Here is a 12,324-nt window from a genome sequence, read left to right as displayed (position 1 = left end):
ATTACCAATCTAAAAGTTCAAGAATACGGCTCAGATCATCCTCCGATTCAAAAGGAATCTCAATCGCCCCCTTACCTTTGGTACTCTTCAAATTCAATTTGACTCTCGACGAAAATTTCGATGCCAAATCATCTTCAATTTTTTGCAGCTGAAATGACATCGCAGTTTTATCTTTGCCAGCTTTTTTCTTCCCACCTTTTTGGAGTTCGCGAACTAGCTCCTCGGCCTTTCTAACAGACAAGCCTTGATCGATAATCAATTTAAAGATATATAACTGTTTATCTACTTCTGGAATATTGATCAGTGCACGAGCGTGGCCCATGGTCAAGGCGCCATCCCGTATCGCCGCCTGAATGACAGGTGGAAGTTTCAATAGGCGGAGGTAGTTTGTCACTGTAGAACGGTTTTTACTGACACGTTCACCAAGTTCCTCTTGCTTTAGATTACATTCTTCGATCATACGCTGAAAGCTCAAAGCAACCTCAATGGCGTTTAAGTTTTCGCGTTGGATATTCTCGATCAATGCCATTTCCAGCATTTGCTGATCATTAGCAGTACGGATATAAGCTGGAATTTCTGTGATTCCCGCCAATCTTGAAGCACGAAGACGTCGCTCCCCTGAGATCAACTGATAGTTGCCATCCGAAATCTTACGTACTGTAATCGGTTGGATTAAACCCTGCAAAATAATGGATTCGGATAATTCTTGTAGGGCAACCGGATCAAATTCGGTACGAGGTTGAAATGGATTCACCGATATTTCTTCCACCCGGACATGGCTGATGCTGCCATTTTCTTTGTTTGTATGTACTGTAGAAGAAGTCACAAGCGGTGACTCCTCAACTTGCTGATTACTTTTAGCAGGAGCTTCTACACTATCGTTTAATAGCGCACCTAAACCTCTTCCCAGTCCTGTTTTACGCTGATGTGCTGCCATATTATGCGGTTACTGTTGTATTCATTTCATTAAGATGCCCGTTTTTCTGCAATATCTCACGCGCTAAATTCAAGTAGTTGATCGCTCCTTTACAAGAAGCATCGTGCATGATAACAGAAATACCGAAGCTAGGAGCTTCACTTAAACGGGTATTACGTTGAATGATGGTATCAAAAACTAAATCTGTAAAATGCGTTTTCACCTCTTCTACAACCTGATTAGAGAGTCTTAAACGAACATCATACATCGTCAATAAAATACCCTCAATCTCCAAGCTAGTATTTAAACGGTTTTGAACGATTTTAATTGTGTTCAGTAATTTACCAAGTCCTTCCAATGCAAAATATTCACATTGAACAGGTATGATGACCGAATCAGATGCTGACAGGGCATTAATGGTGATCAAACCCAAGGAAGGAGAGCAGTCAATGATAATAAAATCATAATCATTTTTCACCTGATCCAAGATTTTTTTCATCTTATACTCCCGTTCGTGCATATTGATCATTTCAATCTCAGCACCCACCAAGTCGATATGAGCAGGTAAAAGATCAAGATTTGGCGTTTCAGTTGACTGAATAGCGTCTCTTGGACTCAAATCATTGACCAAACATTCGTATATACTTTCATTGATCGTACGAGGGTCAAAACCAATCCCAGAAGTAGAGTTTGCTTGTGGATCCGCATCCACCAACAATGTTTTATATTCTAAAACCGCCAAACTAGCCGCCAAGTTAATTGACGTTGTGGTTTTTCCAACCCCACCCTTTTGGTTTGCGATTGCGATTATTTTTCCCATCTTGAATGAAAACCTTTCTTAATTAAAATGTCATTTTACACTACATTTCACTTTCCCGAAGATCAATTTGACCAAATATTTACGCTAAATTTAAATTAGCCTAACAAATTCAGCATATTTTGTACTTTTGATTGATCAAAGGCACATATCCTCAGGATGCTAAGATACAAAAAATCAAGATATGTATCCACTTTGAAATAGTGCTTTTTATAAGTATCAACAACACAATGATTTTAATAATATCCGGAACAAACCGTCCCAATAGTAAGACGTTAAAAATAGCAAAATGCTACCAACAGCTTCTTAATCGTAAATCCATTGAGAGTGAGATCTTTTCGCTATCAGATCTCCCCTCAAATATTTTAGAAACAGATCTTTACGGAAAAAGAAGTACCGCCTTTGAACCGATTCAGCAAAAGGTTAGTCAGGCCGATATGTTTATTTTCGTAGCGCCCGAATACAATGGAAGCATCCCTGGCGCACTCAAGCTTTTTATTGACTGCTGCACTTTTCCAATTAGTTTTTACCACAAAAAAGTTGCATTGGTTGGATTATCTTCTGGAAGATATGGCAACCTACGCGGGATAGATCATCTCACGGGAATATGCCACTACCTCAGAATGCATGTACTCCCCCTCAAGATATTTCTTCCCAATGTACAGCAGGAACTGAACGAAAACGGTGAATTATTTAAAGAAGATACCTTACAGTTTATCAACGAACAGATTGAGGAGATCATCCGGTTTTAAGCCCTCATGACGAAGATCAACCATAATTAAGTAGATCATCCCTTCCATTTTGGAAGAGATGATCATACGTTTTTGATAAGCAAGAAGCTAGCTTATCGGCAATTTTAAGAATACAGACAACAATTAGATAACCAGTGGAAAGACTGTCCCCAAAAATAAAAGTACCCGCTGAGAATCAACTATTTGAAAAGAGACTATCGGGGATACCAAATAAAAGAACATAAAAACGGGGCTGCCCAATTGGGCAGCCCCGTTTTTAGTTAAAGTAGAGAATCAAGAAAGGAGACAATAGTTTATCAACCAAAGTCCTAAAAACTATTGTCTCAAATCTCTTATCCTGATACTAATATCTAAAAAAACTAATAGCCAAATATTTCCTTTAAATCCAGTTTTTTCACCTCGCCCAATTTAGCAAGATCTTCTGGCTTGAGGCTATCTTCCTTCGCTACGATACAGTATACATAAGGCTTTTGACTCATCTCTTTCTTATGGAACATATTCAAATCAACATAAGTCAACTTGGGAGCTTGCTCATAAACAACTTTACGAATATCTGTTGTGTTACCCATACGTTGTGCACTTAAATAGCTACCTAGAATAGAAGCATTCTGTACACGCTCACTTGCAATAGATTTCTGCAAACTGACTTTCGCAATATCCAAACCTTTTGTACTTTCAGGAAGTACATCCAATAATTCATTCATACCCTTGATTGCCTCATTGAATTTATCGGCCTGTGTACCGACATAAGCACCCACTGTATAATGATTTTCTTTTTTATAAGGCTGGCCATAGAATGCATAAGTAGAGTAAGCCAACGCTTTCGATTCACGAATAGTTTGGAATACAATACTTCCCATACCACCACCAAAATAATTGTTGAACAATGACACTGTTGGTGTAAGTGGATTGGAATAAGCGTCAGATGTTCTATACCAGAATACTTCCGCTTGTTTCATATCAAAATTAGCAAACAATACCTGATTTTTATTGGTTGGCTGCTCCGCAAACACCAAGCTTTTTCCACCTTGCACATAGTCACCCGAACCTTGTTTTAATGGTTTTGCCTTCGCTACAAATTCACTGGCGCTCAATGGTCCAAAATAAAGTAATGTATGTTTCATATTCGCCAGATCATGTAATGCTTTTACAAGATCTTCCGCTTTCAATGCATCCAGTTCCGCATCTGTAAAAACATTATTGAATGGGTTTTTAGCACCGTATTTTGCATAAGATTTCAGTCCTTCCATAATCGCTCCCTTGTTTTCCTTTGCATTCGCTCTAGACTTCTTAAGGCGTGCAATATACATTCTGAATGCCTCTTGGTCAGCCACACAATTGCGCAACAGATCCTGAATTAAAGATTGCGTGGAGATAAAATTCGAATTCAAACCCGAAATTGAGACCAGTGTTTCTTCATTTCCCGCAGAGACGGAGAAATCAGATGCCAATTGATAAAAGTCTTTGCTGAATTGCTCACTGGATTTATCTTTAGTTCCCAAAAACTCCAGATAACCGGCCGCCAACGATAACAATTTATTACTCCATTTCCCTACATCAAAACGATAAGACAGGGAGAATAATTCATTGTCACTATTCTTCACAGCGAGTACCGGCAAACCATTTGCGGTAGCTTTCTGAACATCTTTATTGTAGTCTACCCACACCGGCTGAATCTTATCCTCTGGCATTGCCTCCACTTTTTTCAAGAAATCAGATTGATCGTCACGGTTTACAGTGACAGGTGTAATTTCCGGTTTCACTACCTTGACAACATTATTGTCTACCCCTTTACGTTTATAAACGACAACGTAGTTATTATCGTTCAAATATTTATTGGCAAAATTGACAATATCTTGTTTTGTAATCTTATTCAACCCATCCGAATAACTAACCACCGACGACCAGTCCTGACCCGATGTAAAAGCATCCATCAATGCTTCTGCACGATCGCCATAACTTTCATTCTGTTTGATCTCATCTTTTTTCGCGTTATTGACAATTGCTCCGATCAAATCATCAGAGAATTCACCTTTCCGCAGTTTATCCAGCTCTTTTAACAGCAACTGTTGTACTTCCTCTAGGCTCTGTCCTTGCCCTGGATTTCCCTGCAGAATCAATAGTGAATAATCCTTCAACACATACGGAAAGGCACCCGCGCCCAATAGCTTCTGATTCTTCACCAAATCCAGATCAATCAGACCTGCAGAACCGTTCGTCAAAATCTGACTCATCAGATTTAATAGCTGCGCATCCTTGGTTGCCGCACCCGGAAAACGGAATCCCATAAACATAAATTCCGCATCCGGCCCTTTTACCTCCCGAACAATTGGGCTTAAAATAGGCTTCTCAGGATCAAAAGTATACGGTGGCACCTCTTTTGGCTGCATAAAAGCAAAACTCTTATCCACCTTCTTCACAACTTCTGTAGGATCAAAATCACCGGACATGATCACCCCCATGTTGTTAGGCACATAATAGGTGTTAAAATATTCTCGGATAGCCTTTAATGATGGATTTTTTAGATGCTCTACTGTACCAATAGTGGTTTGCTTTCCATAGTTATTATTTGGGAAGGCTGCTTCAAACATTGCTTCAATAGCCCTACGGCTATCTTTATCCAATCCGATATTTTTTTCTTCATACACCGCTTCCAGCTCCGTATGGAATAGACGGAGTATCGGATTTCTAAAACGCTCGGCTTGTACAGCAAGATACTTATCCATTACATTGCTCGGAATCTGCTCCTGGTATACCGTTTGTTCAAACGAAGTAAATGCATTTGTACCTTCAGCACCCATGGATGCCATCAGTTTATCGTATTCATTAGCGATCGCATATTTGGCTGCTTCACCAGAGACACGGTCGATTTCCTTATATATCGCTTTCCGCTGCACCTCGTCAGTCGTACCGTTGTACTTTTCATAAAGTGCATCAATCTGATCCAGCAAAGGCTTTTCCTTCGCCCAATCTTTCGATCCAAATTTATCCGTACCCTTGAAGAGCATATGTTCCAGATAGTGCGCCAAACCTGTATGATCTTTTGGATCGGTTTTACTTCCGGCTTTTGTCGCGATGTAAGTTTGGATACGCGGTTCTTTTTTGGTTGGGCTTAGGATAACGGTTAGACCATTTTTGAGTTTGTAAAACCTTGAATGAGTAGGGTCATTGGTCACATACTTGTAGGTATACCCACCCTCAGAAGATTCTTTCCAGTCAAATTTGGCGTTTTGGGCAAACAAAGCACCCCCCGCTGTTGTTAGAGCAAACGTAACAGCAGTAATTTTAAATAGATTTTTAATCATATTTCCTTTTTCTTTTCAGCTCAAACTTAGATAAATTGCTGTGGATATGCAATATAATTAGGTAGATATAAAAACAATTTATTGCAAGCCACTACTGCTGCACTTTCTTCTTTGTAATTGAAATACGGCAATTTGTCATCTGTATTTCCCATATGCTGAATGAATATTGTTACAATGGTTTATCATTCTTATTTTTGCAAAAATTTTAAAAAACGCAAACGTTTTATTTCATGAGATCAAGCATACTTGTTTTTGTGATCTTCGCGCTTCTTTCCTTTCATACAAATGCGCAGGTCACTCCCAGAATAGAAAATCAGAAAGACACATCAAACAACCGTACTCCCGCAAAAACAAGGTTAATATTTCAACTTGAGCATGAAAGTGGTGGCGAACTCAAATTTAACGAACGTTCAAAGCAAACCCTGGAAGACTCCTATTACAGCGGTCTTAACTTCCGCATTGGCTTCCAAACACAATTTCAGGATTCGTTAAAAAGCATTTATAACGAAATATATAACTACCCCATTTACGGTGTCGGCATCTATAGCAGTACTTTTGGCCAAGAACACCTGGGCCAGCCCTTTGCATTTTATGGATTCGTAGCGATTCCTATAAAACCGAAAGTCAACAGCCGATGGAACTTCAACTACCGGATTGCATTGGGGCTTTCCGGCAGATTCAACCCTTACAACGAACAAGAAAACCCTTTTAACCTCCTTATTGGAAGCAAAAACAATGTATTTATCGATTTTGGGCTTCAGGCAAACTATCGATTAAGCCAGAAATTCCAGGTCGGTGCCGGTGTAGCGTTCCACCATTTCAGCAATGGTGCATTGGCTTTGCCAAACACAGGAATAAACCTACTTCCATTGAGCTTGTCTGTTTCTTATACGCCGACGAGCAAACCATTTGATTTCAGAAAACGTGCTGTCCCAAAAATGGAAGAAACGGAGGAACTACATTTCAACTATGCTTTTGGATTTAAACAGATCGATCGAGAGCATGATGGTCAATACTTCAAATCAACCCTAGGGGCCTATTATAGCAAACATTTCGGATACAAATGGCGTCTTGGCGCTGGAATGGACGCATTCTATTCAGCAAGTGGTAATGACGAGAACATTGCTGGTGATAAATCAGGTAAATTTTCAGCATTATTTTCCTATGGACCAGCCTTCTACATCGATCACGTGTTAAATTCAAGACTATATATCAATGGCAATGTCGGTGTATACTTACACCGTAATAAATTCAATGGTGAAAGTACACCCGTATATCTAAGAGCAGGTGTACGCTATAAAGTGTATAAAGATTTCTTTGCAGGAGTTTCCATTAAGGCTCATGGTGGTAAAGCAGACTTTATCGAATGGACAACAGGCTATGGCTTTAAGTTGGGTAAAAAACGGGGAAATCCAGGCAGTAATTAATAAATATTTAAAGCGTCTGCTGCTTCGACAGTAGAAAAAAACTAATGGGGCAAATAGAAACCCCTTTAAACAGCATAAAAAAAGCGTTCATAAGAACGCTTTTTTTATTGTGGGGATTACTGGGTTCGAACCAGTGACCCCTACCTTGTCGAGGTAGTGCTCTAAACCAGCTGAGCTAAACCCCCTAACGAAAAAAAAGCACCATTTAATGATGCTTTGTGGAGGCTACAGGATTCGAACCTGTGACCCTCTGCTTGTAAGGCAGATGCTCTGAACCAGCTGAGCTAAGCCTCCGTTTTGGATTGGTGGAGAATACTGGATTCGAACCAGTGACCCTCTGCTTGTAAGGCAGATGCTCTGAACCAGCTGAGCTAATTCTCCGACTTTGTATGGTGGAGGCTACAGGATTCGAACCTGTGACCCTCTGCTTGTAAGGCAGATGCTCTGAACCAGCTGAGCTAAGCCTCCATACTTTTTTAAAGAACGCCGTTCCCTAATTGCGTGTGCAAATATAGCTTAAAAATTCTATTCTCAAAATTATTTTCAAAGATTTTCTACATTTAAAACCGCAACAAGCTAAAAAACACCCACATAATTTTTACGGCAATTAATCGTAGAACTTCCACGAAATACCAAATCTAAAGTTGGCTGTATTCATTGGATAACGTCGCACAGTATAATAACCATTCGGGTAGAAATTCTGATTTAGGAAATTATAACTTAAAAACATATTGACCCGCTGTATATTGGCGGTAATCCATAAGTCCATAATCGGATAAGTAGAAAATTCTATCTGCTGATAAGCGTTATAAAACTGTCCTGTTCCTATCGAGTAATTTGGATTGGCATACGGAGTATTAAATTTGGCATCAATACCTATACTATAATCAATGACTTTATAAAAGAGATTGCTATAATAGAGACTATGCCAAGTATAAACCTCAGGAATAGCCAATACGCTCTGTTGATCAGTTTTTTGATAAACCACCAAGTTATCAAGTGTAAAGTGATTGAGTTTAAATTTCTGACCCACACTCACTTTCAATAAATTGGCGTTACCCAGTTGCGCGGGATTAATCCATTTATCCTTCCTACGGTCGTTTTGCGGATTCGGCAGCTCTTCAAAATAAGTATAGTTATTCATCAGAAAATACTCAACCTTTCCATTAAAACCCAATGTAGGGTTGCGATATTGAAAGGCCACATTTTGAATTTTGGTCTTTTTTAGCCCCAAATCATTCCAGTTACCATAAGTATAGTTCAGGTTCTCAAAAATCATTTCAGGAGATTTGTTCTGCGAATAGGCAGAAAGAGTCACCTTTCCGATTTTATCTCCCATGGAAATATCCGCCTTTGCTTCATAGAGGAAATCCCCTATATTATGGCCAAAAACAATCTGATTGGCTTTTAAGCTGAAATCTAACCGATCTGAAAATTTATAGCCTAGCTCACCCTTGACAATTCCATTTTGATAGAAACGATCAAATGTTGTACTATCTGGCAATTTCTTAAGTGGTTCAGGGTACGCGGCCTGATTGCTATAGTAACGCAATGAGTCTACCTGACTCTGCTCCACCCAGTTCATATCATGCTGAAAAGCAAGGTTCAGCTTAGCTTCATTTTTAAAAATTGATTTGCCACGCAGAAAGAAATTATACTCAAACTCATTGGAAACATTAGTGATCGCTGTTTTATCATTGTTCAGCGCAAATGCTTTATTATTGTAAGGCATTGCAGCAGCCCGGTCGTTCATGTTCTTGAAGAAGTTATAGGTCTGCCTTCTTATGCGGGTGTTATGCGCCATACTGTTTGTCGGATAGATCTGCATGGTCGGCTTTCCCTTATCGACAGTATCAATCCGACCGACATAGAGCGACTGACGCAAGAACAGCGAATTGTCCCACCATTTCGATCTCGGCACGGTCGCATTAGTAGCATCCTGAAATTTGACAGGAAACCGATCCGGAGACTGTTTATTTTCGGGAGCAAATGGACGGTCTTCAACAGTAGAGCCATTCTCCATTGCATCCAAGCGGTTGAAAACAGCGTTGATCAATAAATTATAACGGTTATTTTTAGACTCATACCACGATGCAATGGATGCCTTCAGATCCGAATAATTCTGATTAAGATAAAATCCATCTGTTTTCGTTGAATGAAAGTCAACATTCATATTCCATTGCGAATTGATATTCTGTGCTACCCGCGCCCTAAAGACCTGATCATTGAAAAAGAACCCTACTGCTGACAGTTCGGAATAACGCGCCCGAGCCCTAAAATATTGAACAGAATCCGGGTTCAACAAATAACGCTCCAAAGCAGTGAATCCAGACTGAAATCCAATTGTCTTTTTGGGTTGGAATAATAAGTCGCGAGTTGCAAGACCATACGACCCTAGATTCACACTGGGATTCCAGGGTGTGTTTTGGGGATTATAATATTGGTAATTATGGTGTGACGTATCTATTTGCCTTGTATAAGTTCCTTTTTTTAGCATATCCAATGTCGCATAACGGATATACTTTGCAGACAGGATAACCGAATCTTTTTTTCCATCTTCTTTGGCTCTCGCCGAATCCAACGCGCTGCTCCACTCCTCCTTGCTTTGCGCAATTACATCCATGGAACAAACAAGTAAGACACACAGTGCGGCTAAAACGCGTACGATCAACTTCATCTAAAATTGTATATAGTCTAAATTTACTGCAAAGCTATTAATTCTTTCAAAATTAATGTCATCTTAGGTTCCGCTTTCTCAGCGACAGCTACGATTTCCTGCAAAGACACAGGTTTTAACACATCGTGAAAGCCCTCATCCGTAACAACAGAGATTGCAAATACCGGAAGAGCCATATGATTGGCAACAATCACCTCTGGCACCGTACTCATGCCGACTACATCCCCACCTATAATTCGCATGAAGCGGTATTCAGCTTTTGTTTCCAGGTTTGGTCCCTGTGAGGAGACGTACACAACCTTTCGTGCTGTAATTCCGTTCTTTGCTGCAATTTCAAGTGCCTGTTCAATCATTACACGATTATACGGTTCACTCATATCCGGAAAACGAGGCCCAAATTCAGTCAGGTTTTGCCCACGCAATGGATTGTCGGGCAATAAATTGATATGATCTTCAATAATACCCAGATCTCCATTCCTGACATCTGGATTCAGGGATCCCGCTGCATTTGACACAAAGAGCTTTTTGACGCCCAGCACTTTCATGATCCGAATAGGAAAAGTAATCTGCTGCATATCATACCCCTCATAATAATGGAGTCTTCCTTGCATGGCAACTACATTCTTGCCATTTAATTTTCCAAAAATTAATTTACCGGAATGGAATTCTACTGTAGAGATGGGGAAATTAGGAATATTGGAATACATCAGCTGATATTCGATCTCAATCTCATCAACCAATTTACCTAAGCCAGTACCCAGGATGATACCGAATTCTGGAGTAAAATCTCCAATTTTTCTACGGATAAACTCCGTAGTCTCATTTATGCTATGATACATACGTACAAAAAAACTAAGTATCTCAAACTTAACTTAATTTTTTTGTACGTACAAATCAAATATCGCAGCTTAGTTATGCGAAAGCGCCTTTTCACTCGCCTTGCCAGGGGAACTGACCAAAAGCATCAAGAAAGTGATAAAACCATTGATGATAATCAGGTCCAGCCCGATAACATAAGGCGTATACACCTCAATCACATAGGTTTTCAGTAAATACAATATCGTTGGTGAAAGCACACAGATATAAGGCACCGCTTTGTCCCGAACAGCAGATTTTGTGAAGATTCCAAAAACAAACAATCCCAGCAATGGACCATAGGTGTAGCTTGCCGCAGTAAATATCGCATTCACCACCGAGTCGTCATTGATCAGCTTAAATACGAGTATCACCAATAGCATCACAATCGAAAAACCAAAATGAACATAATTACGCTGTTTGATGAGAGCGGGATCATTGGGATTTTCCTTTTTATTGAAGTTCAGGAAATCCACACAGAACGAAGTTGTCAATGCTGTAAGTGCACTATCGGTTGTTGCAAATGTCGCTGCAGTAAGCCCCATCATAAAGATGATCGCCGGAACAATAGCCAAGTGGTTCAACGCAATCTCCGGATAGAGGTAGTCGCGTGTCGCCAGTTGTGACACATCAATACCATTTTTTGCCGCATAGATATACAACAGGGCTCCCACCGCTAAAAAGAAAATATTGATCACCACAAATACACTTGTGAATGTAATCATATTCTTTTGTGCTTCTTTGATCGTTCCCATAGACAGATTCTTTTGCATCAGGTCCTGATCAAGTCCCGTCATAGCAATAGTCACAAAAATTCCACCCAAGAATTGCTTCCAAAAGTTTGCTTTACTGCCGACAAAATCATCCCAGAAGAAGATTTTGGAATAGCTGCTTTCTTTAACCGCTTCGAATGTATCTACGATCCCGAAGTCCAATCCCTTAGCCATAAAATAGATCGACAGAATAACGGCAGTCACTAAAAAGGTGGTCTGTAGGGTATCTGTGACAATAATCGTCTTTAAGCCACCCTTATTGGTATATAGCCAGATAAGCACCAGACAGATCACTACTGTAATCGCGAAAGGCACATTCCAGGCATCAAAAATAAAATGCTGTAGGACAATTGCAACCAGATATAAACGAAAGGCTGAACCAATGGTACGCGAAATCAGAAAAATAGCAGCACCGGTTTTATAAGTTGTATGCCCAAAACGTTCCTCCAGATAAGTATAGATGGAGGTCAGATTCATCCGGTAGTAAAGTGGCAGCAATACATAAGCAATGATGATAAAGCCAACAGCATTACCTAGCACAAATTGAAAATAGCTAAATTCTGAAGCGCCAACAGCACCGGGAACAGAAATAAAAGTTACACCGGAAAGCGCAGTACCGATCATCCCAAAGGCAACCATATACCATTTCGAATTTCGGTTAGCGACAAAGAAGGTAGAGTTGTCGGAAGATCCTTTTGAGGTGAAGTGTGCTACTGCGAGTAAAACCGCAAAATAGATCACAATAAAGGATAATAATATAACTGGTGACATAGTTTGTTTTTAATAGGTGATTTTGATGCTG

8 protein-coding genes and 4 tRNA genes are annotated in these 12,324 nt (G+C 39.9%); 2 read left to right on the top strand and 10 right to left on the bottom strand.

The genetic code is table 11. The features are described from left to right. Position 1 precedes the first annotated feature (1 nt). On the bottom strand, positions 2 to 937 hold the full coding sequence (locus OGI71_RS21620; RefSeq protein WP_282251846.1) for a ParB/RepB/Spo0J family partition protein: 936 nt from the start codon (positions 935 to 937) through the stop codon (positions 2 to 4). 1 nt (position 938) lies between these two features. After that, complete coding sequence (locus tag OGI71_RS21615; RefSeq protein WP_223581606.1) at positions 939 to 1,736, bottom strand: AAA family ATPase; 798 nt, start codon at positions 1,734 to 1,736, stop codon at positions 939 to 941. A gap of 227 nt (positions 1,737 to 1,963) precedes the next feature. On the opposite strand from OGI71_RS21615, the gene OGI71_RS21610 reads away from it, so the two are divergent. Then, positions 1,964 to 2,485, top strand: coding sequence for an NAD(P)H-dependent oxidoreductase (locus tag OGI71_RS21610; protein WP_282251845.1), 522 nt, complete (start codon positions 1,964 to 1,966; stop codon positions 2,483 to 2,485). Positions 2,486 to 2,844: 359 nt separating this feature from the next. Here OGI71_RS21610 and OGI71_RS21605 read toward each other — a convergent pair whose 3' ends face one another. After that, a complete protein-coding gene (locus OGI71_RS21605; protein WP_282251844.1) occupies positions 2,845 to 5,790 on the bottom strand; it encodes a M16 family metallopeptidase in 2,946 nt (981 codons plus the stop codon). A gap of 230 nt (positions 5,791 to 6,020) precedes the next feature. Here OGI71_RS21605 and OGI71_RS21600 point away from each other — a divergent pair, with 230 nt between their 5' ends. Beyond that, positions 6,021 to 7,217: an acyloxyacyl hydrolase gene (locus OGI71_RS21600; RefSeq protein WP_282251842.1), complete on the top strand. Its 1,197-nt coding sequence runs from the start codon at positions 6,021 to 6,023 to the stop codon at positions 7,215 to 7,217. 110 nt (positions 7,218 to 7,327) lie between these two features. Here the strand turns inward: OGI71_RS21600 and OGI71_RS21595 are convergent. The 7 genes from OGI71_RS21595 to OGI71_RS21565 all read right to left on the bottom strand — a co-directional run bounded on the left by OGI71_RS21595 (position 7,328) and on the right by OGI71_RS21565 (position 12,293). After that, a tRNA-Val gene (locus OGI71_RS21595) sits at positions 7,328 to 7,402 on the bottom strand. Between the two features lie 34 nt (positions 7,403 to 7,436). After that, positions 7,437 to 7,511, bottom strand: a tRNA-Val gene (locus OGI71_RS21590). 9 nt (positions 7,512 to 7,520) lie between these two features. Beyond that, positions 7,521 to 7,598, bottom strand: a tRNA-Val gene (locus OGI71_RS21585). A 9-nt stretch (positions 7,599 to 7,607) separates the two neighbouring features. After that, a tRNA-Val gene (locus OGI71_RS21580) sits at positions 7,608 to 7,685 on the bottom strand. A gap of 139 nt (positions 7,686 to 7,824) precedes the next feature. After that, positions 7,825 to 9,894 carry a putative porin gene (locus OGI71_RS21575; RefSeq protein ID WP_282251841.1) on the bottom strand — a complete coding sequence of 690 codons (2,070 nt, stop codon included), beginning with the start codon at positions 9,892 to 9,894 and terminating at the stop codon, positions 7,825 to 7,827. A gap of 23 nt (positions 9,895 to 9,917) precedes the next feature. Then, the gene (locus OGI71_RS21570; protein WP_282251839.1) at positions 9,918 to 10,733 is read right to left on the bottom strand and encodes a purine-nucleoside phosphorylase; all 816 of its coding nucleotides are present in this window, start codon (positions 10,731 to 10,733) and stop codon (positions 9,918 to 9,920) included. Positions 10,734 to 10,802: 69 nt separating this feature from the next. Continuing rightward, positions 10,803 to 12,293, bottom strand: coding sequence for a sodium:solute symporter (locus tag OGI71_RS21565; RefSeq protein ID WP_223581595.1), 1,491 nt, complete (start codon positions 12,291 to 12,293; stop codon positions 10,803 to 10,805). Positions 12,294 to 12,324: the final 31 nt, after the last annotated feature.

Origin of the sequence: Sphingobacterium sp. ML3W, from assembly GCF_029542085.1 — a bacterium.
GTDB lineage: Bacteria > Bacteroidota > Bacteroidia > Sphingobacteriales > Sphingobacteriaceae > Sphingobacterium.
This window is presented reverse-complemented; position numbering and strand designations above follow the sequence as displayed.